The organism is Streptomyces sp. NPDC005898, assembly GCF_040629635.1.
Taxonomy (GTDB): Bacteria; Actinomycetota; Actinomycetes; order Streptomycetales; family Streptomycetaceae; genus Streptomyces.
Genome location: NZ_JBEXWC010000009.1, coordinates 215,432 through 236,086, shown reverse-complemented (window position 1 = coordinate 236,086; position 20,655 = coordinate 215,432). Strand labels below are relative to the sequence as shown.

19 protein-coding genes are annotated in these 20,655 nt (G+C 71.9%); 13 read left to right on the top strand and 6 right to left on the bottom strand.

Annotated features, from left to right (window positions below):
• The first annotated feature begins 1 nt into the window (after position 1).
• The 3 genes from ABZ385_RS15695 (at position 2) to ABZ385_RS15685 (ending at position 2,050) form a co-directional block, all read left to right on the top strand.
• Positions 2–652, top strand: coding sequence for an AIM24 family protein (locus tag ABZ385_RS15695; protein ID WP_358699645.1), 651 nt, complete (start codon positions 2–4; stop codon positions 650–652).
• The gene (locus tag ABZ385_RS15690) at positions 649–1,455 is read left to right on the top strand and encodes an AIM24 family protein (RefSeq protein ID WP_358911712.1); all 807 of its coding nucleotides are present in this window, start codon (positions 649–651) and stop codon (positions 1,453–1,455) included. The genes ABZ385_RS15695 and ABZ385_RS15690 overlap by 4 nt, the downstream gene beginning before the upstream one ends.
• 118 nt (positions 1,456–1,573) lie before the next feature.
• Positions 1,574–2,050: a MarR family transcriptional regulator gene (locus ABZ385_RS15685; RefSeq protein WP_358583936.1), complete on the top strand. Its 477-nt coding sequence runs from the start codon at positions 1,574–1,576 to the stop codon at positions 2,048–2,050.
• A gap of 31 nt (positions 2,051–2,081) precedes the next feature.
• Here ABZ385_RS15685 and ABZ385_RS15680 read toward each other — a convergent pair whose 3' ends face one another.
• Positions 2,082–3,524, bottom strand: a complete 1,443-nt coding sequence (locus ABZ385_RS15680; RefSeq protein ID WP_358911710.1) for a HAMP domain-containing sensor histidine kinase — start codon at positions 3,522–3,524, stop codon at positions 2,082–2,084.
• Positions 3,521–4,186: a response regulator transcription factor gene (locus tag ABZ385_RS15675; protein ID WP_358701054.1), complete on the bottom strand. Its 666-nt coding sequence runs from the start codon at positions 4,184–4,186 to the stop codon at positions 3,521–3,523. The genes ABZ385_RS15680 and ABZ385_RS15675 overlap by 4 nt, the downstream gene beginning before the upstream one ends.
• A gap of 149 nt (positions 4,187–4,335) precedes the next feature.
• Between ABZ385_RS15675 and ABZ385_RS15670 the strand changes: the two genes are divergently transcribed.
• Entirely contained in the window at positions 4,336–5,058 is a 723-nt protein-coding gene (locus ABZ385_RS15670; RefSeq protein WP_358590054.1) for a PepSY domain-containing protein, read from the top strand.
• Between the two features lie 171 nt (positions 5,059–5,229).
• Here ABZ385_RS15670 and meaB read toward each other — a convergent pair whose 3' ends face one another.
• Together meaB and ABZ385_RS15660 are read right to left on the bottom strand one after the other, a co-directional pair.
• A complete protein-coding gene (gene meaB / locus ABZ385_RS15665) occupies positions 5,230–6,186 on the bottom strand; it encodes a methylmalonyl Co-A mutase-associated GTPase MeaB (protein WP_358590051.1) in 957 nt (318 codons plus the stop codon).
• Positions 6,187–6,264: 78 nt separating this feature from the next.
• Positions 6,265–7,467: an acetyl-CoA C-acetyltransferase gene (locus tag ABZ385_RS15660; protein ID WP_358590049.1), complete on the bottom strand. Its 1,203-nt coding sequence runs from the start codon at positions 7,465–7,467 to the stop codon at positions 6,265–6,267.
• A gap of 136 nt (positions 7,468–7,603) precedes the next feature.
• Here ABZ385_RS15660 and mce point away from each other — a divergent pair, with 136 nt between their 5' ends.
• From mce to ABZ385_RS15625, 7 genes are all read left to right on the top strand, one after another.
• On the top strand, positions 7,604–8,044 hold the full coding sequence (gene mce / locus ABZ385_RS15655) for a methylmalonyl-CoA epimerase (protein ID WP_358590046.1): 441 nt from the start codon (positions 7,604–7,606) through the stop codon (positions 8,042–8,044).
• A 271-nt stretch (positions 8,045–8,315) separates the two neighbouring features.
• Positions 8,316–12,386 (top strand): polarized growth protein Scy, encoded by a 4,071-nt coding sequence (gene scy / locus ABZ385_RS15650; RefSeq protein ID WP_358911708.1) that lies wholly within the window; start codon positions 8,316–8,318, stop codon positions 12,384–12,386.
• A 181-nt stretch (positions 12,387–12,567) separates the two neighbouring features.
• Entirely contained in the window at positions 12,568–13,503 is a 936-nt protein-coding gene (locus ABZ385_RS15645) for a cellulose-binding protein (protein WP_358589423.1), read from the top strand.
• 70 nt (positions 13,504–13,573) lie between these two features.
• A complete protein-coding gene (locus tag ABZ385_RS15640) occupies positions 13,574–14,557 on the top strand; it encodes an ABC transporter ATP-binding protein (protein WP_358589426.1) in 984 nt (327 codons plus the stop codon).
• A 3-nt stretch (positions 14,558–14,560) separates the two neighbouring features.
• Positions 14,561–15,331 carry an ABC transporter permease gene (locus ABZ385_RS15635; protein ID WP_358589429.1) on the top strand — a complete coding sequence of 257 codons (771 nt, stop codon included), beginning with the start codon at positions 14,561–14,563 and terminating at the stop codon, positions 15,329–15,331.
• A gap of 140 nt (positions 15,332–15,471) precedes the next feature.
• Complete coding sequence (locus ABZ385_RS15630) at positions 15,472–16,671, top strand: ABC transporter ATP-binding protein (RefSeq protein ID WP_358911706.1); 1,200 nt, start codon at positions 15,472–15,474, stop codon at positions 16,669–16,671.
• A gap of 161 nt (positions 16,672–16,832) precedes the next feature.
• Positions 16,833–17,624, top strand: coding sequence for an ABC transporter permease (locus ABZ385_RS15625; RefSeq protein WP_358589445.1), 792 nt, complete (start codon positions 16,833–16,835; stop codon positions 17,622–17,624).
• 13 nt (positions 17,625–17,637) lie between these two features.
• Here the strand turns inward: ABZ385_RS15625 and ABZ385_RS15620 are convergent, their stop codons facing one another.
• Positions 17,638–17,970, bottom strand: coding sequence for an ATP/GTP-binding protein (locus ABZ385_RS15620; protein ID WP_358589434.1), 333 nt, complete (start codon positions 17,968–17,970; stop codon positions 17,638–17,640).
• Positions 17,971–18,177: 207 nt separating this feature from the next.
• Between ABZ385_RS15620 and ABZ385_RS15615 the strand changes: the two genes are divergently transcribed.
• Entirely contained in the window at positions 18,178–19,212 is a 1,035-nt protein-coding gene (locus ABZ385_RS15615; RefSeq protein WP_358911704.1) for an LLM class flavin-dependent oxidoreductase, read from the top strand.
• A 79-nt stretch (positions 19,213–19,291) separates the two neighbouring features.
• On the opposite strand, the gene ABZ385_RS15610 is transcribed toward ABZ385_RS15615, so the two are convergent.
• On the bottom strand, positions 19,292–19,684 hold the full coding sequence (locus tag ABZ385_RS15610) for an SCO5389 family protein (protein ID WP_358589439.1): 393 nt from the start codon (positions 19,682–19,684) through the stop codon (positions 19,292–19,294).
• Between the two features lie 253 nt (positions 19,685–19,937).
• Between ABZ385_RS15610 and nucS the strand changes: the two genes are divergently transcribed.
• Complete coding sequence (nucS, locus tag ABZ385_RS15605; RefSeq protein WP_358589441.1) at positions 19,938–20,609, top strand: endonuclease NucS; 672 nt, start codon at positions 19,938–19,940, stop codon at positions 20,607–20,609.
• Positions 20,610–20,655: the final 46 nt, after the last annotated feature.

The window sequence follows — 20,655 nt, the reverse complement described above, 5'->3', positions numbered from 1 at the left end:
CATGCCCTTCCGGGAGATCAATTCCAAGATGGTCGAGGCGACGGTGCGGCCGGGCGCCACGATCTTCAGCCAGCGCGGCGCCATGCTCGCCTACCGGGGAGATGTCTCTTTCACGCCCAACCTCCAGGGCGGTCAGGGCGGTCTGGCGTCCATGATCGGGCGCCGGGTCGCGGGCGAGGCGACGCCGCTGATGACCGTGGACGGCAGCGGCACGGTCCTCTTCGGGCACGGCGGCCACCACATCCAGGTGATCGGCCTCACCGGGGACACGCTGTACGTGGAGGCGGACCGGCTGCTCGCCTTCGACGGCACGCTTCAGCAGGGCACCATGTTCATGGGCTCCCAGGGCGGCGTCATGGGCATGGTCCGCGGCCAGGTCACCGGCCAGGGCCTGTTCACCACGACCCTGAAGGGGCACGGCCAGGTCGCCGTCATGGCGCACGGCGGGGTGATCGAGGTGCCGATCAGCCCGCAGCGCCCGGTCCACGTCGACCCCCAGGCGTATGTCGCCCACCACGGCGACGTGCGCAACAAGCTCTCCGCGGCGCTCGGCTGGCGCGACATGGTGGGCCGCGGCTCCGGGGAGGCGTTCCAGCTGGAGCTGTCGGGCAGCGGCGCGGTGTACGTCCAGGCCTCGGAGGAGAAGCTGTGAACGGCAATGTCTCGACCCCGGCGGGCGAGCCCGCGGTCTTCGACCCCACGACGCTGCCGAGCGACGACAACGTCAACGCGTACACCTTCTGCGTGGAGCTCAAGGGGAGCCAGTGGTTCCTCCAGAAGGGGAAGATGATCGCCTACTACGGGCGGATCGACTTCAACGGCATCGGGCACGGCCGGCTCGACCGGCTGGTCCGGACCAGTTTTCATTCGCCGCTGCACGCAAGTGACTGGGTCGTGGCGGACGGCCAGGGCAAGATGCTCCTCGCCGACCGGGCGTTCGACGTGAATTCGTACGACCTGGATGAGGGCAACCTGACCATTCGCTCGGGCAACCTCCTCGCTTTTCAGCCAACTCTCGCGCTGAAGCAATCGATCGTTCCGGGCTTTCTGACGCTCATCGGGACCGGGAAGTTCGTGGCCGCCTCGAATGGTCCGGTGGTGTTCATGGAGCCGCCGATCCGGGTCGATCCACAGGCCCTCGTGGGCTGGGCCGACTGCCCTTCACCGTGCCATCACTACGACCACGGATACCTCACGGGGGTGATCGGGGGCGTGCGGGCACTGACCGGCATCGGTGGCACCTCCGGGGAGGAGCATCAATTCGAGTTCGTGGGCGCCGGCACGGTGCTGCTCCAGTCCAGCGAGGCGCTCATGCCCGAGCAGGTCACAGGAGGCATCCCGGACCAGGCGGGGGCGCCGGGAGGGAGGAGCGCTCCCACCCAACCGGGCCCTCAGCCGGGCGTACCGCGTCTTCCCGGACAACTGGGGGACCTCCAGCGTCGCTTCGGGCTGTGAGCGGTAGTCTGCGGAGTGTGACGGCGAACGCCTGTGCCCCTCCCGTGACCAGGGGAGGCAAGGTGCGTCACACCCCACCATTCGTTCACCTTTCAACTTCTTAGGTAGAATCGATTCCATGGAGACCGAGACGGCCCCGCAGTGGCTGACCGACGAGGAACAGTGCGCCTGGCGCATCCACGTGGAGGTCAACCGGATGCTGACATATCAGCTCGAAAAGGACCTTCAGCCGTTCAACCTGACCATGAACGACTACGACATTCTCGTGCATCTCTCAGAATCGGAAGACCTGCGGATGCGCATGAGCGATCTCGCCAGCGCCACCCTGCAGTCCAAGAGTCGCCTGTCCCACCAGATCACCCGCATGGAGAACGCGGGCCTGGTGCGCCGCGAGAACTGCGAGTCCGACCGGCGCGGCCTCTACACCGTCCTCACCCAGGAGGGCATGGAGACCATGCGGAAGGTGGCCCCGCACCACGTCGCCTCCGTCCGGCGGCACTTCGTCGACCTGGTCTCCCCCGAGGCCCTCGGCGAGCTGCACAAGGCCCTGACCCCGATCGCGGAACACCTGCGCTCCCAGCGCGGCAAGCCCTGACCCGCTCCGCTCCGCCCGGCGCTTCCGTCGCTCAATCCGCCGACGCCTGAGGGCTCGGCAGCCGGAGCTCGAAGAGCGCACCCCCCGACGGCGCCCGCTCCACCCCGAGCGTGCCGCCGTGCCGCGCCGCCACATCCCGCGCGATCGCGAGGCCCAGACCGGCCCCGCCCTCGTCGCGGGTCCGCGCGTCGTCAAGCCGTACGAACCGCTCGAAGATCCGCTCCCGCTCCTTCGGGGGCACTCCGCTGCCGTCATCGGACACCTGAAGGACCGCCCACGCGCCCTCGGCGCGGGTGGTGACCGTGACCCGGGAGCGGGCGTGCCGCTGCGCGTTGTCCAGGAGGTTGCCGAGCACCCGCGCCAACTGGTTGCGGGAGCCCGTGACCTCCACGCTCCCGAGGTCCAGCTCCACGTCGTGGGGGTCGCCCGTGCGCTGCGAGAGCTCCTCGCGCACGAAGGCGGCCAGCTCGACCCGGGCCTCGCCGGGCCGCTCGCCCGCGTCGAGCCGGGCGAGCAGGAGCAGATCGGCGGCGAGTTCCTGGAGCCGCACGGTGTCCTCGACGGCGCCGTCGACGTCCAGCAGCTCCGGATGCGCGGCGCCCACTTCGAGCTGCGTGCGGAGCGAGGCGATGGGGCTGCGCAGTTCGTGCGAGGCGTCCGCCACGAAGCGCCGCTGGCGCTCCACGGACGTCTGCAGGGCGGTGAGCGTCTCGTTCGTGGTGCGGGCGAGCCGGGCGATCTCGTCGTGCGTGTCCGGTTCGGGCACGCGGCGCGCGAGATCCTCCGACGCGGTGATCGCCGCCATCTCCGCGGTGATGGCGGCCACCGGGCGCAGCGCGCGGCGCGTCACCAGCCAGGTGACGCCCGCGACGACGGCGAGCAGCAGGGGGAAGCCGATCAGCATGGACGTCAGCGCCGTCGACACGGCGCTGCGCTCGTCGGTGAGCGAGCCACCGGCGTAGACGGTGAGGTCGCCCCTGGTGGGCGTGCTCACCTCGACGGCGGCGAAGCGGTAGTCGGCGCTCTCGCCGTCGACGGTCGCGGAGCCGTCGGTGTACTCGGCGTCGTCGTCGATCTCACCCGGCTCCCCCGGCTCACCCCTCTCCCCCGGCTCCGGCTTCTTTCCGCCGCTGTCGGCCGGGCGGGTCGCGGGGCCGGGCCCGACCGCGTCGGTCCCGGTGCCGCTGATCCGCTCCAGGTCCTCGCCGGCCGCCACCACCTCACCGTCCTCGTCGACGACCTGGACCGGTGACTCGTCGGCGTCCGGCAGGTCGAGATCGTCGTAGGGGCGGCCGGCCACGAGTTGCGCGGCGACCTCGCGGGCGGCGGCGTCCGCCCGGCCGTCGGCCTGACCGGTGAGGTTGGCGCGCAGCGAGAAGAGCACGGCGGCGCCGGCCGCCACCAGGGCGAGGGCGACGACCAGGCTCGCGCCCAGCGTGGCGCGGGCGCGCACGGAGCCGAAGAGCCGTCTCATCGCGGGGCCTCCAGGCGGTAACCGGCGCCGCGCACCGTCGTGATGAGGCGCGCGCCCAGCTTGCGGCGCAGGGTGCTCACGTACACCTCGACGATGTTCGGGTCCCCCTCGTACGCGAAGTCCCAGACGTGCTCCAGGATGTCGCCCTTGGAGACGACCTCCCCGGCCCGCAGCACCAGCTGCTCCAGGACCGCGAACTCCTTGGCCGTCAAGGTGACTTCGTCCTCGCCGCGGAAGACGCGGCGCGCGGCCGTGTCGACCTTGAGGTCGCCCAGGACGTGGACCGGCGAGGGGCCCGCGTTGCCCCGGCGGCGCAGCAGTGCCTTCACGCGGGCCACCAGCACGACGTACGAGAACGGCTTGGTGAGGTAGTCGTCGGCGCCGGTGTCCAGGCCCTCCGCCTCGTCGTACTCGCCGTCCTTGGCGGTGAGCATCAGGATGGGTACGTCGTTGCCGGCCGCGCGCAGGGTCGAGCAGACGCGGTAGCCGTTCATGCCGGGCAGCATGATGTCGAGGATGACCAGGTCGTACGCGCCCTCGCTCGCGCGGTGCAGACCGTCGGTGCCGTCATGGACGACGTCGACGGCGTAGCCCTCTGCGGTCAGGCCCTTGGCGAGGGACAGGGCCAGCCGCTTCTCGTCCTCGACGATCAACAAACGCATGCATTCAGGGTGGCAGAGCGAACCTGAAGAGTTCTTCAGGCGGCTTCAGCTCCGGTTCAGGGTCGGTCGGCCAGATTGGTCCTCATCGAAAGCGAACGGCAGCGGCCCCGGCCGCCGCCACACTCGCCCACCATCTCGGGAGGAACTCCATGAAGCGCAACATCGTCATCGCCACCGTCGCCGCCGCGGCCCTGGTCACCGGCGGTACCGCCACCGCCCTCGCGACCACCGGTGACGACGAGAGCGCCGCGCAGCGGTCGAGCGTCCGGCTGACGGACCACGACCGCAAGGACCACGACCGCAAGGACGACGACAAGAGCGACGACCGCAAGGACGACGACCGCCGCGACGACGCCGAGGACGCGGCCGAGAACACCGCCGAGGCCAAGGCCGCCAAGGTGACGGCCGCCGACGCGATCAGGGCGGCCCTCGCGAAGACCCCCGGCACCGCGGTCTCCGCCGAACTGGACGAGGAGGACGGCGCCCTGGTCTGGGGCGTCGACATCCTGAAGGGCGACACCTGGCACGACGTCGAGGTGGACCCGGGCACCGGCAAGGTCCTCGGCTCCTGGATCGACCGGAACGACGACGGGGACGACGGGGACGACGCCGCCGACGCCGCCCGGGTGAACGCCGCGCTCAAGGGCGCGTCCACCAGCGCCGAGGACGCCGCGCGCGCCGGTGCCGCCAGGGGCAAGGTGACCTCCGTCGACCTGGACGACGACGGCAAGGCGGGTGCCTGGGGCGTCGAGACGACGGGCGCCAAGGGCGCGGAGTCCCAGTGGCACGTCGACCTGAAGACCGGCAAGGTCACCGCGGACCGCCACGACGACGACCGTGACGACCAGGACGCCGACGGCTCGGACGACTGACACGCGGACACCTGTAAACGCCCCGGGGACACCGCCCCCGGGGCGTTTCCGCGCCACCGCCGGATGCGCGCCCACCGCCGGATGCGGGGCGGGCACCTGTCGCTGGGCGGCCACCCGCTACGGGGGCGCACGCGGAAGTGGACGGCGTCCGCCGCGCCGCGGCGGCCCCGCTCACCCCGAGGTGACCCCCGCGACCAGCTCGTCCGCCGCCGCGTAGGGATCGAGCTCCCCCGCCACGATCCGCTCCGCCAGCGAGGACAGCCGCCGGTCCCCCCGCAGGGAGCCGACCCGTTCCCGCAGCGCGGTGACCGCGATCGTCTCGACCTCCCGGGCGGCGCGGGAGACCCGCCGCTCGGCGAGCACCCCCCGCTCCTCCATCCACGCGCGGTGCTTCTCCAGCGCCTCGACGACCTCGTCGATGCCCTCGCCGCGCGCCGCGACCGTCTTCACGATGGGCGGCCGCCAGTCCCCGGGCCCCCGGGACTCCCCGAGGCCGAGCATGTGGTTCAGCTCCCGCGCCGTCGCGTCCGCGCCGTCGCGGTCCGCCTTGTTGACGACGTACACGTCGCCGATCTCCAGGATTCCGGCCTTCGCCGCCTGGATGCCGTCGCCCATGCCGGGGGCGAGGAGGACCACCGAGGTGTCCGCCTGCGAGGCGATGTCGACCTCGGACTGCCCGACGCCGACGGTCTCCACCAGGACGACGTCGCAGCCCGCAGCGTCCAGCACGCGGATCGCCTGCGGGGCGGCCCACGCGAGCCCGCCCAGGTGGCCGCGGGTGGCCATGGAGCGGATGTAGACGCCGGGGTCGGAGGCGTGGTCCGACATGCGCACCCGGTCGCCGAGGAGCGCGCCGCCGGAGAAGGGCGACGAGGGGTCGACCGCGAGCACGCCGACCCGCTTGCCGGCGCGCCGGTAGGCGCTCACGAGCGCGGACGTCGACGTCGACTTGCCGACACCGGGTGACCCGGTGAGCCCGACCACGTAGGCGTGTCCGGCCAGGGGAGCGAGCGCCGCCATCACTTCACGCAGCTGCGGCGACGCCCCCTCGACCAGTGAGATCAGCCGGGCCACGGCCCGCGGCCGGCCCTCGCGGGCCTGCGCCACCAGGGAGGGGACGTCCTGCATGAGACAGCTCCGTTCGCTACGTACGGGACACCGGGCCGCGGGCCCGCGGGCCCGGGGCCATCTCGCGGATCCCGGGACTCAGCCCTTGGCCACCTTGACGATGAGGGCGTCGCCCTGACCGCCGCCACCGCACAGGGCGGCCGCGCCCACACCGCCGCCGCGCCGCTTCAGCTCCAGGGCGAGGTGCAGCACCAGACGCGCGCCGGACATCCCGATCGGGTGACCCAGCGCGATGGCCCCGCCGTTGACGTTCACCTTTTCCGTGGACACGCCGAGGTCCTTCATTGACTGCACCGCGACGGCGGCGAAGGCCTCGTTGATCTCGATGAGATCCAGGTCGGAGACCTCCAGGCCCTCCTTCTTCAGGGCGTGCAGGATGGCGTTGGACGGCTGGGACTGCAGGGAGTTGTCCGGGCCGGCCACATTGCCGTGGGCGCCGATCTCGGCGATCCAGTCGAGGCCCAGCTCCTCGGCCTTGGCCTTGGACATGACGACGACCGCGGCGGCGCCGTCGGAGATCTGCGAGGCGGAGCCCGCCGTGATCGTGCCGTCCTTGGCGAAGGCGGGGCGCAGCTTGCCGAGGGACTCGGCGGTGGTCTCCGGGCGGATGCCCTCGTCCTTGGCGAAGAGCACCGGGTCGCCCTTGCGCTGCGGGATCTCGATCGGGGTGATCTCCGCCTCGAACAGGCCGTTCTTCTGCGCGGCAGCGGCCCGCTGGTGCGAGAGGGCGGCGATCTCGTCCTGCTCCGGACGGGCGATGCCGAGGCGGCCGTTGTGCTTCTCGGTCGACTCGCCCATCGCGACGCCCTCGAAGGAGTCGGTCAGGCCGTCCAGGGCCATGGAGTCGAGCATCTCGATGGCGCCGTACTTGTGGCCCTCGCGGGAGCCGGGGAGCAGGTGCGGGGCGTTGGTCATCGACTCCTGGCCGCCGGCGACGACGACGTCGAACTCGCCGGCGCGGATCAGCTGGTCGGCGAGCGCGATCGCGTCGAGGCCCGAGAGGCACACCTTGTTGACGGTGAGCGCGGGGACGTTCATGGGGATGCCCGCCTTGACGGCGGCCTGGCGCGCCGGGATCTGCCCCGCCCCGGCCTGGAGCACCTGACCCATGATCACGTACTGGACCTGGTCGCCGCCGATGCCCGCGCGGTCCAGCGCGGCCTTGATCGCGAATCCGCCCAGGTCCGCACCCGAGAAGGACTTCAGGGAGCCGAGGAGGCGGCCCATGGGCGTGCGGGCGCCCGCGACGATCACTGAGGTGGTACCGGACGTTCGAGACATGTGCCACGGCCCCTTGGGAGGAGAGGTTAACGAGGGTTTATCTGAATGTACTGAGCGGTACCCCGCACGTCATCGGGGTGTGGGTGTGATCGCGCGCACGTTGCGTAATCACCCCGTCAAGCGCTGCACTTGAACCATGCTGACGCGAATCGACCACATCGGGATCGCCTGTTTCGACCTCGACAAGACCGTCGAGTTCTACCGGGAGACGTACGGATTCACCGTCTTCCACACCGAGGTCAACGAAGAGCAGGGCGTGCGCGAGGCCATGCTGAAGATCAACGAGACGAGTGACGGGGGCGCCTCCTACCTCCAGCTCCTGGAGCCCACGCGGGACGACTCGGCGGTGGGCAAGTGGCTGGCCAAGAACGGTGAGGGCGTGCACCACATCGCCTTCGGCACGGCCGACGTGGACGGCGACGCCGCCGCCATCAAGGACAAGGGTGTGCGGGTGCTGTACGAGGAGCCGCGCGTCGGTTCCATGGGGTCGCGGATCACCTTCCTCCACCCCAAGGACTGCCACGGAGTCCTCACCGAACTCGTCACTTCGGCGCCCTCGGAGTCACCGACGCACTGACCTCCGTATATCCGGCCCGGTAGGGTTAGTGACCGGCCGTCCGAAGTCGGGGCGGCAGGCTGCCCGAAAGCTGGGCGGCCGCATACCGGGGTCCGGGTTTCGGGGGGCGAGCGTGGGGGCGACGACCCCTGCTCCGCCGTTGATCTGACACCATTCCCCCGGGGGCCTCGTTCGGCGGATGGACGAGGCTCGTTGGAGAGACTTGCGACCAGGAGTGGGGCCTCCCCTGCTCGAGCGCAGCCAAGAGCTCGGGGAAGGATGGGACCGCGCAGTGCGGGGCTACGAACGCCAGGAGAACTCGCGGGCTGAGACCGACAGTCTTTCGCGGTTCGAGGCCGAGATGGACCGGCTGAGGACCGAGCGGGAGAAAGCCGTCCAGCACGCCGAGGATCTCGGCTACCAGGTCGAGGTGTTGCGCGCCAAGCTGCACGAGGCGCGCCGCAACCTCGCGTCCCGCCCTGCCTACGACAGCGCGGACATCGGCTACCAGGCCGAGCAGTTGCTGCGCAACGCGCAGATCCAGGCCGAGCAGCTGCGCGCGGACGCCGAGCGCGAGCTGCGCGACGCGCGCGCGCAGACCCAGCGCATCCTCCAGGAGCACGCCGAGCAGCAGGCCCGGCTCCAGGCCGAACTGCACGCCGAGGCCGTGGCCCGCCGCCAGCAGCTCGACCAGGAGCTGTCCGAGCGCCGGCAGACCGTCGAGTCGCACGTCAACGAGAACGTGGCGTGGGCCGAGCAGCTGCGGGCCCGCACCGAGCAGCAGGCCCGCCGTCTCCTGGACGAGTCGCGCGCCGAGGCCGAGCAGGCGCTGGCCGCCGCCCGCGCCGAGGCCGAGCGCGTCGCCGAGCAGGCCCGCCGCCGCCTGGCGAGTGACGCCGAGTCCGCCCGCGCCGAGGCCGAGGCGATCCTGCGCCGGGCCCGCTCCGACGCCGAGCGCCTGCTGACCGCCGCCTCCACCCAGGCCCAGGAGGCCACCGACCACGCCGAGCAGCTGCGCTCCACCACGGCGACCGAGTCCGAGCAGGCCCGCCGGCAGGCCGCCGAGGCGAGCCGGGCCGCCGAGCAGCGCATGGCCGACGCCGACACGGCGCTGCGCGAGGCACGGGCCGAGGCCGACAAGCTGCTGGCCGAGGCCAAGGAGAGCGCCGGCAAGCAGCTCGCGGCCGCCGAGGCCGCGGGCGAGCAGCGCACCCGCACCGCCAAGGAGCAGGTCGCCCGCCTCGTCAGCGAGGCCACCAAGGAGGCCGAGTCCGCCAAGTCCGAGGCGCAGCAGCTGATCGCCGACGCCCGCGCGCAGGCCGAGAAGCTCATCGCGGACGCCGCCGAGAAGGCGCGCACGCTCGCCGCCGAGGAGACCGCGGGCCAGCTCGCCAAGGCGGCGCGGACGGCCGAGGAGGTCCTCGACAAGGCCTCCAAGAACGCCAAGGAGACCACGCGGGCCGCCACCGAGGAGGCCGAGCGGATCCGCTCCGAGGCCGAGACGGAGGCCGACCGGCTGCGCGCCGAGGCGCACGACATCGCCGAGGAGCTCAAGGGCGCGGCGAAGGACGACACCAAGGAGTACCGCGCCAAGACCGTCGAGCTGCAGGAGGAGGCGCGCAGGCTGCGCGGCGAGGCCGAGCAGCTGCGGGCCGAGGCGGTCTCCGAGGGCGAGCGCATCCGGGGCGAGGCGCGGCGCGAGGCGCTCAAGGAGATCGAGGAGGCCGCGAAGTCCGCCGAGGAGCTGCTCGCCAAGGCGAAGGCGGACGCCGAGGAGCTGCGTACGGCCGCGACCGCCGACAGCGAGCGGCTGCGCGGCGAGGCGCAGGAGAGGGCGACGAGCCTGCGCGCGCAGGCCGAGGAGACCCTGGAGCGCACCCGCGCGGAGGCCGAGCGGCACCGCGAGGAGGCCGCCGAGCAGGCCGCGAGCACCAGGGCCGAGGCCGAGGAGGCCGCCCGGACGCTGCGCGCGGAGAGCGAGCGGGCCATCGCGGCCCGCCAGGCCGAGGCGGCCGAGGAGCTGACCCGGCTGCACGCGGAGGCCGAGGAGCGTCTGGCCGCCGCCGAGCAGGCGCTGGCCGACGCGCGTTCCGAGGCCGCGCGCATGCGCAAGGAGGCCAAGGAGGAGACGGACCGGCTGCGGGCGGAGTCCGCCGAGCGGATCCGCGCGCTCCAGGCGCAGGCGGAGGCGGAGGCGGAGCGGCTGCGCGACGAGGCCGCCGCCGACGCCTCGCAGGCCCGCGCGGAGGGCGAGGCCCTCGCGGTCCGGCTGCGTTCGGAGGCCGCGGCCGAGGCCGAGCGGCTCCGGACCGAGGCGCAGGAGTCCGCCGACCGCGTGCGCGCGGAGGCCGCGGCCGCCGCCGAGCGGGTGGGCGCGGAGGCCGCCGAGGAGCTGGCCGCCGCCCAGGAGGAGGCCGCCCGGCGCCGCCGCGAGGCCGAGGAGACCCTGGGCTCGGCGCGCGCGGAGGCAGGTCAGGAGCGCGAGCGGGCCCGTGAGCAGAGCGAGGAGCTGCTCGCCTCCGCCCGTAAGCGGGTCGAGGAGGCGCAGGCCGAGGCCGTGCGCCTGGTCGAGGAGGCCGACCGCCGCGCGACGGAGATGGTCTCGGCCGCCGAGCAGACCGCCCAGTCCGTACGGGATTCCGTCGCCGGCCTGCACGAGGCGGCGCAGGAAGAGGTCGCGGGCCTGCGTTCGGCGGCGGAGCACGCCGCGGAGCGCACGAGGACGGAGGCGCAGGAGGAGGCGGACCGGGTCCGCGCCGACGCCCACGCCGAGCGGGAGCGCGCCGCCGAGGACGCCAGCCGCACGCGGCGTGAGGCGGCGGAGGCCTCGGAGGCGGCCAAGGCCCTCGCCGAGCGCACGGTCTCGGACGCGATCGCGGAGGCCGAGCGGATGCGCTCGGACGCCTCGGAGCACGCCCAGCGGGTGCGCACGGAGGCCTCCGACACCATCGCGCAGGCCGAGCAGGACGCCGCCCGCACCCGGGCCGACGCCCGTGAGGACGCCAACCGCATCCGCAGCGACGCGGCCGGGCAGGCCGACACCCTGATCGGTGAGGCCCGCAGCGAGGCCGAGCTGCTGCAGAACGAGACGATCGCGGAGGCCGAGCGGCTCAAGGCGGAGTCCACGGCGCAGGCCGAGCGGCTGCTCGCCGAGTCGACGGAGCGCGCGGAGCGGCTCAAGGCGGAGTCGACCGCCGAGGCCGAGCGGCTGCACGCGGAGTCGACGGAGCGGGCGAAGCGGCTCGAGGCGGAGTCGACCGCCGAGGCCGAGCGGCTCAGGGCCGAGTCGAGCGCCGAGGCCGAGCGGGTCCGCGCGGAGTCGGTGGCCAAGGCGGAGAAGCTCATCTCGGACGCCTCCGGCGACGCGGAGCGGCTGCGCGCGGAAGCCGCCGAGTCGGTCAACTCCGCCCAGCAGCACGCCGAGCGGATCCGCGCCGAGGCCGAGCGGCTCAAGGCGGACGCGGCGCGGGAGGCCGAGCGGCTCACGTCCGAGGCGCGCGAGGAGGCCGAGCGCACCCTGGACGAGGCGCGCCGGGCCGCCAACAAGCGCCGCCAGGAGGCCGCCGAGCAGGTCGACACGCTCATCACCAAGGCGACGGCCGAGGCCGAGAAGCTGACGTCGGACGCCCAGGAGAAGGCGCTGAAGGCGACCACGGACGCCGAGGCGCAGGCCGACACGATGGTCGGCGCGGCCCGCAAGGAGGCCGAGCGGCTGGTCGCCCAGGCGACGGTCGAGGGCAACACGCTGGTGGAGAAGGCCCGTACGGACGCGGACGAGCTGCTCATCGGCGCCCGGCGCGACGCGACCGCCATAAGGGAGCGCTCGGAGGAGCAGCGCGACCGGCTGACCACCGAGATCGAGGAGCTGCACGAGCGCGCGCGCCGGGAGTCGGCCGAGGCGATGAAGTCCGCCGGTGAGCGCTGCGACGCGCTGGTGAAGGCGGCCGAGGAGCAGCTCGCCGAGGCTCAGGCGAAGGCGAAGGAGCTGGTTTCGGACGCCGATTCCGAGGCGGGCAAGGTGCGTATCGCCGCGGTGAAGAAGGCCGAGGCGCTGCTGAAGGAGGCCGAGACCAAGAAGGCCTCGCTGGTCGGCGAGGCCGAGCGGATCAAGGCCGAGGCCGAGGCCGAGGCGACGCGCACGGTCGAGGAGGGCAAGCGTGAGCTGGAGGTCCTGATGCGGCGCCGCGAGGACATCAACGCGGAGATCTCCCGTGTCCAGGACGTGCTGGAGGCGTTGGAATCCTTTGAGGCCCCGACGGGCGGGGCGAAGTCCTCGTCGGGCGGCGGCTCCGGTGGGGGCGGCGTCAAGGCGGCGGCCGCGGCCGGATCTACTCGTTCGGGTGGCAAGACGTCAGAGGGGTAGCGAAAGAGGGCCTACCGTGCTTGTGAGGACCTTCGGCCCTGTCGCTGGCAAGTCCTCTGACGTCTTGCCACTCAAAAGGGGTGTCATTCTCCAGATCAAACAGGCATCTGCTCGATGACACGCCGCCTGGACCCCTAGGATTCCCTCTATCACCTCACCGGTCTCATTCGACAGGAACCCCATGAGCGACACTTCCCCCTACGGCTTCGAGCTTGTGCGGCGTGGGTACGACCGCGCTCAGGTGGACGAACGTATCTCCAAGCTCGTCTCCGACCGTGACAACGCTCTCGCCCGTATCACTGCTCTGGAAAAGCGCATCGAGGAGCTGCACCTCGAAACGCAGAACGCCCAGGCCCAGGTCGCCGACGCCGAGCCGTCGTACGCCGGGCTCGGGGCGCGCGTCGAGAAGATCCTCCGTCTCGCGGAGGAGGAGGCGAAGGACCTGCGCGAGGAGGCCCGTCGCGCGGCCGAACAGCACCGCGAGCTGGCCGAGTCCGCGGCGCAGCAGGTGCGCAACGACGCCGAGTCTTTCGCCTCCGAGCGCAAGGCGAAGGCCGAGGACGAGGGCGTCCGGATCGTCGAGAAGGCCAAGGGCGAGGCGAACACCCTGCGGGCCGAGGCCCAGAAGGACGCGCAGTCCAAGCGGGAGGAGGCGGACGCCCTCTTCGAGGAGACGCGCGCCAAGGCCGCCCAGGCCGCCGCCGACTTCGAGACGAATCTCGCCAAGCGGCGCGACCAGTCCGAGCGCGACCTGGCCTCCCGTCAGGCCAAGGCGGAAAAGCGCCTCGCGGAGATCGAGCACCGTGCGGAGCAGCTGCGGCTTGAGGCGGAGAAGCTGCGGACCGACGCCGAGCGTCGCGCCCGGCAGACGGTGGAGACGGCGCAGCGTCAGGCCGAGGACATCGTCGCCGACGCCAACGCCAAGGCGGACCGCATCCGCTCGGAGTCCGAGCGGGAGCTGGCGGCGCTCACCAACCGGCGCGACTCCATCAACGCGCAGCTCACCAATGTGCGGGAGATGCTGGCCACCCTCACCGGTGCGGCGGTCGCCGCCGCGGGTACGCCCGCGGAGGACGAGCCGATCTCCCGTGGGGTGCCGGCTCAGCAGACGCGCTGAGGCCGTGCTCGTCACAGCCCCCTGCCGTCGCTGAGTGGCAGGGGGCTTTGAGCCGTTTTAGCGTTGCCGCATGATCGAGCTCGACGGGCTGACCAAGCGGTACGGCGAGAAGGTGGCCGTCAACAACCTCACCTTCACCGTCTCCCCCGGCATCGTCACCGGTTTCCTCGGTCCGAACGGCGCGGGGAAGTCCACCACGATGCGGATGATGCTCGGGCTCGACAACCCGTCGGCCGGCGATGTCCGCATCGACGGCCAGCACTACTCCCGGCTGCGGGACCCGCTGAAGCACATCGGTGCCCTCCTCGACGCCAAGGCCATGCACGGCGGGCGCAGCGCCTTCAACCATCTGCTGTGCCTCGCGCAGAGCAACGGCATCCCGCGCGGCCGCGTCGGCGAGGTCCTCGACACCGTCGGGCTGAGTGCCGTCGCCAGGAAGAAGGCCAAGGGCTTCTCGCTCGGCATGGGCCAGCGCCTGGGCATCGCGGGCGCGCTGCTGGGTGACCCCGAGATCCTGATGTTCGACGAGCCGGTCAACGGCCTCGACCCCGAGGGCATCCACTGGATCCGCAACCTCATGAAGTCGCTGGCCGCCCAGGGGCGTACGGTCTTCGTCTCCTCGCACCTGATGAGCGAGATGGCACTGACCGCCGACCACCTCGTCGTCATCGGCCAGGGCCGCCTCCTCGCCGACACGTCGATGTCCGACTTCATCCGGCGGAACTCCCGCTCGTACGTACGTCTGCGCTCCCCGGAGCACGAACGGCTCCTCGACGTGCTGCACCAGGCGGGTGTCACCGCCGTGGCGGCGGACGGCGGCGGCGTGGAAGTGGACGGTACGACCTCGGAGCGGCTCGGTGAACTCGCCGCGGCGCACGGGCTCGTCCTGCACGAGCTGAGTCCGCAACAGGCCTCGCTGGAAGAGGCGTTCATGCGGCTCACCGCGGAGTCGGTCGAGTACCACGCGCACTCCGGCCCCACCGGCGCGAGCCCGCCGGCCCCGGCGGCGCCCGGCTGGGGCGCGGGCTGGCAGCAGCGCGGGAAGGGGGCCTGAGCGATGGCCGCGACACAGGTACTGAAGTCGGAGTGGACGAAGATCCGCTCGGTGTCCTCGACCGTGTGGACGCTCGGTCTCGCCGCCGTCGTCACGATCGCGCTCGGCATGCTGATCAGCATCCTGTCCAAGAACGACTACGACAGCCTCGACGCCAAGGAGAGGCTGAGCTTCGACCCGACCTTCATCAGCTTCGCCGGGATGTCGCTCGGCCAGCTCGCGATGATCGTCTTCGGGGTGCTCGTCGTCTCCAACGAGTACAGCACCGGGATGATCCGCACCTCGCTCGCGGCCGTGCCCCAGCGCGGCACGTTCCTGTTCGGCAAGGTGCTCGTGGCCACCCTGCTCGCCCTCGTGGTGGGCCTGGCCACCAGCTTCGTCACGTTCTTCGTCGGGCAGGCGATGCTCGGCCCGTACAAGGCGCAGATCGGCGACCCCGGGGTGCTGCGGGCCGTCATCGGCGGCGGGCTCTACATGACCCTCATCGCGATGTTCTCGATGGGCGTGGCGGCGATGCTGCGCAGCCCGATGCTGTCGCTGGGCATCCTGATGCCGTTCTTCTTCATCATCTCCAACATCCTGGGCAACGTGTCGGCCACCAAGAAGATCGGCCGCTTCCTGCCCGACCAGGCCGGCAGCAAGATCATGCAGGTCAGGACCCCGTTCGACGACGACACGCCCTACGGCCCCTGGGGTGGCCTGGTGATCATGGTGGCGTGGGTGGCGGCGGCGCTCCTGGGCGGCTACGCCGCCCTGAAGAAAAGGGACGCGTAGGGGACACCGGCCAGCACCGGCGTAAGAGGGCCGCCGCCCCTTTACCCGCTCTTGGGTGGAACCGTCAGCTCCCCGTTATCCTCCTAACCCTTACGGGGGCGTGTGCCCCGACGTCCTGAACCATTCGATGGGTGCGGAGAATGATCGAGGCAGTCGGCCTGACGAAGCGCTACGGCGCCAAGACAGCCGTGTACAACCTTTCCTTCCAGGTGCGACCCGGTACCGTCACCGGCTTCCTCGGGCCCAACGGCTCCGGCAAGTCGACGACGATGCGCATGATCCTCGGGCTCGACGCCCCCACCACGGGGCAAGTGACGATCGGCGGTTACCCGTACCGCAAGCTCCCCAACGCGCCCCGCCAGGTCGGCGCCCTGCTCGACGCCAAGGCCGTGCACGGCGGCCGGCACGCCCGCAACCACCTGCTGAGCCTCGCGCAGCTCTCCGGCATCCCGGCCCGCCGGGTCGACGAGGTGCTCGGCGTCGTCGGACTCCAGGACGTGGCGAAGAAGCGCTCCAAGGGCTTCTCGCTCGGCATGGGCCAGCGCCTCGGCATCGCGGCGGCGCTCCTCGGCGACCCGCAGGTGCTGCTCTTCGACGAGCCGGTCAACGGCCTCGACCCCGAGGGCATCCTCTGGGTCCGCAACCTGATGAAGTCCCTCGCCGCCGAGGGCCGCACGGTCTTCGTGTCGTCGCACCTGATGAGCGAGATGGCCCTCACCGCCGAGCACCTGATCGTGATCGGCCGCGGCCAGCTCCTCGCCGACATGAGCGTCAAGGACTTCATCTCGCACAACTCCGCCGACTTCGCGCGGGTGCGCACACCGGACACCGACCCCCAGCAGCGCGAGAAGCTGACGGCCGCGCTGACCGAGGCCGGCGGCCAGGTCCTGCCCGAGCAGGACGGCGCGCTGCGCGTGACCGGTCTGCCGCTCCCCCGCATCAGCGACCTCGCCCACGGCGCCGACGTACGCCTGTGGGAGCTGTCCCCGCACCAGGCCTCGCTGGAGGAGGCGTACATGCGGATGACGCAGGGCGCCGTCGACTACCGCTCGACGGCCGACCAGCTCGCGGGCTTCCAGCAGCAGCCGCCCCCGGGCGCCCTGCCGCCCGGCGCCCTGCCGCAGGGCCCGCTGCCGGTGCCCGGCCAGGGCCAGCCCGGCTGGTACGCCCCGCCGCCGCCCCAGCAGGGCGGCCACCCCTTCGCGACCCAGCAGCCGCAGGCCGGCCCCGGGGCACCGAACCCCTACGCCACCGCCCCGCAGCCGCCGGCCGCCCCCGCCCCCGCCTCCGCGCCCGAGACGACCAAGCGCGCCACCGACAACGAGGATGCCTCCCGATGACCACGCCTGAGACTCCGCAGCAGCAGCCGCAGGCGCAGCAGGCCCCGCAGCACCAGCCGGCGTACGCCCAGGCCGGCGCTCCCCCGCAGGGCGCCCCGATGGGCGCGCCGGCGGCTCCCCCGCCCGCCGCCCCGGCGCCGCCCTCCGCCTGGCAGCAGGCCATGGCCAACGCCTACACCTCGCCGATCCCGGTGAAGAAGACGCACCTCGGCAACGCCCTCGCCTCCGAGTGGACGAAGATCAAGTCGGTCCGCTCCACGATGTGGACGCTCGGCGTCTTCGTCGCCCTGGTCGTCGGCATCGGCCTGGCCGCCGCCGCGCAGACCACCCCCGAGGACTACGCGGACGTGCCGTTCACCATCCCGGCGTTCTTCGGCCTCATGCTGGGCCAGATCTGCCTGATCACGCTCGGCGTCCTGGTGACGTCGTCGGAGTACGGCACGGGCATGATCCGTACGACGTTCACCGCCTCCCCGCAGCGTTACCGGGTGCTGGCCGCGAAGGTCGTGGTCTTCTTCGTGACGGCCTTCGTCGTCTCCGCCGGTTCCATCCTGCTGGTGGGCCTCGCGGCCTCGTCGATGAACAGCGGCCCGGGCGCCGGCGACCTGCCGTGGGCGGGCACGGTCTTCAAGGGCGGCCTGTACGTCTCGCTGCTCGGGGTCCTGGCGCTGGCCGTGGGCTCCATGCTGCGGCACTCCGCGGGCGCCATCACCGCGATGCTCGGCCTCGTCCTCGTCCCGGCGATCCTGCCCGCGTTCCTGATGATCTGGCAGAGCACGCAGTCCCTGGCCGAGAAGATGACGGACTACAACGCCATCAACTCCCTCGCGATGATCTTCGGGGCGGACGGCGCCGACGGCGCCACGGGCACCTCCCAGCTGATGGTGCTGGTCGTGGTGACGGCGATCGCACTCGGCGGCGCCTTCGCCCTCCTGGAGAAGCGCGACGTGTAGTCGGCGCGAGGCCCTAGTACCTGGGCGCGTTACGGGACCGCTGCACCCGCGTGGTGCGGCGGTCCTTCGCGTTCCAGCACGCCTTGTGCCAGTGCCTGCGCTCGTCCACCCCGGAGTGCTCCGGCCAGGCCACCACGTGCGCCAGGGACGAGGGGATCTCCTGGTCGCACCCGGGGCAGCGGTACCGCTTGCCCGGCGAGGCGGCGCCCGCCACATGGCGTACGCTCCACTGCTCGCCCTGCCAGGTCTCGGCGTTCTGGAATCCGCCGTAGCGTCCCGAGGACTCCGCGTCCAGGGACGCCCTCGGCTCTGCGGTGCCCTTGGGGCGGTTGCGACGCGGGGACACAGGACACCTCACGGCTGTACGGCGATCAGGAGGATGACCAGCCTACGCGTCGTCCCACCGGGTACTCCTCCCGTGCCCACTCCCCCGGGCCCCACCGCGCCGCGCGGAAAATCCAACAATCTTCCTGCCAGGCCGTGCCTTTGGCACGTGTCACGCGTTGTTGCCCGTGGGGAGTGCCTGCGTCGGCGCCAAGGAGGCAGGAGTTCGATGCGTGTAGGTAGTTTTGTGCTGGCCGCCCAGTTCCCCGGACAGGGGCAGGGGGAGGCGCTGCACCGCGCGGTGCGGTCCGCCGAGGTGGCCGAGGAGGCGGGGCTCGACTCGGTCTGGCTCGCCGAGCACCACTTCGTGCCGTACGGCACCTGCCCGTCGGCGGTGACCCTGGCCGCGCTGCTCCTGGGGCGCACCCGCCGGATCCGGGTCGGCACCGCCGTGAGCGTGCTGCCGACCGTCCACCCGGTCGCGCTCGGCGAGCAGAGCGCCCTGCTCCACATCACCTCCGGCGGCCGCTTCTCGCTCGGTGTCGGGCGGGGCGGGCCGTGGGTGGACCTGGAGGTGTTCGGGGCGGGCCTCGACGCGTACGAGAAGGGCTTCCCCGACTCCCTCGACCTGCTGCTCAGGTGGCTGGGCGAACCGCGGGTCGGGAGCACGGGCGGGCGGTTCCCCTTCCGCGAGGTCGCCGTCGTACCCCGCCCGCAGGAGGCGCTGAGCGGACAGGGCGACAGCGGCCCCGAGGTGATCCTGGCCTGCACCTCGCCGTCCAGTGTGCGGCTGGCCGCGCAGCGCGGTCTGCCGATGCTGCTCGGCATGCACGTCGGGGACGAGGAGAAGGCCGAAATGGTGGCCCTGTGGAACCGGCACGCGCGCGCCGCCGGGCATACGCCGGAGGACATCGCCGCCGCCGCGCACATCTCCGCCGGAGTGGCGCAGATCGCGGACCGGCGCCTCGACGCGGCCGAGACCCTGCAGAAGACCATGCCGGGCTGGCTCAGGCACGGCCTGGACGCCCATGTCACGATCGACGGCCGCCGCCGCCCCATGCGGGACCCGGTGGCGTACACCGAGCTGCTCTGCGCACTGCACCCCGTCGGCACCCCGCGGATGTGCGCGGACCGCCTGGCCGCCACGTCGGAGCGCACGGGCATCACGCGCTTCGCCCTGCTCGTCGAGGGCTCGGGCGACCTCGCGGCCACCGAGGAGAACGTACGAAGGCTCGGGGCCGAGGTGCTGCCCCACCTCGGCTGAGCGCCGGGCATCGCGCGAAGACGGGAGCTGCCGCTCCGGACTGACACACCTCCCGCGTACGGAGCGGCAGCAACAAGCGTCAGCAGTCCCGCAGTTCGGGCGACTGGTTGAGCAGCTGGCCCCGGATCGAGGTGAAGCGGGCAAGCCTGTCGTCCACCGAGGAATCCAGCGGGAACACCGCCACACGGTGGCAGTTCTGGAATGCCAGACGCACTCCGAAGTGCCGCTGCAGAGCACCGCGAATCGCGTCACTCGCGAGCGCGCGCAGCAGCTGTCCACGTGCCTGCTCGTCCGGGGGCGGCGTCTGGTTGTCGGCGAACTGTCCGCCGTCGACCTTCAGCTGGGCCACCAGGGAGCTGATCATCTCCCACGCGTAAGGCAGGGAGGTCCGGACGCAGTCGACGAAAGCTGCTTCGTCCACCTCGCCTCGCTCGGCCTGTTCCAACAGTGCCGGTGAGACGTCGAGCGACATGGGTTCTCCTCTCGCACCCCCGTCGAGCGAGGGCTTACGGACAGGGATGGAGTCCGCATACGCAGCGTGCACGGATGGCGACCTCCCGCTTCTACGGTAGGCAACGCGAGGGGAGCGCACCAGGAGATTGGACGCATAACCGGCCAGGATCGAAGGGTTCATCGGCGGACAAGTCGTGCGGCCCGCCCCGCTCCCCCGGGCCGTGGGCGGGCGAATCGCGCGCACCGCCTCCAGTCGAGTAGCGTTGCGCCCCATGCGTCTCGTCATTGCCCGATGCTCCGTGGACTACGCGGGCCGGCTCACCGCCCATCTCCCCTCGGCGCCCCGCCTGATCCTCGTGAAGGCGGACGGCAGCGTCTCCATCCACGCGGACGACAGGGCCTACAAGCCCCTCAACTGGATGTCCCCGCCCTGCACGTTGAAGGAGGGATCAGGGGGCGACGCCGGTGTGTGGACCGTCGTGAACAAGGCGGGCGAGAAGCTCATCATCACGATGGAGGAAGTGCTGCACGACTCCTCGCACGAACTGGGTGTGGACCCCGGCCTCATCAAGGACGGCGTGGAAGCGCACCTCCAGGAGCTGCTCGCCGACCGGATCGAGACACTCGGTGAGGGATATTCGCTCATCCGCCGCGAGTACATGACGGCGATCGGCCCCGTGGACATCCTGTGCCGGGACGCCGACGGGCAGACGGTCGCCGTGGAGATCAAGCGGCGCGGGGAGATCGACGGCGTCGAGCAGCTGACCCGCTATCTGGAGCTGCTCAACCGCGACCCGCACCTGGCGCCCGTCCGCGGCATCTTCGCCGCCCAGGAGATCAAGCCGCAGGCCCGCGTCCTGGCCACGGACCGCGGCATCGGCTGCACGGTCCTGGACTACAACGCCCTGCGCGGCATCGAGGACGACAAGCTGCGGCTGTTCTGAGAGCCGCCACGCACAGGTGACAGATGACGAAGGGGCCGGGTCCTGC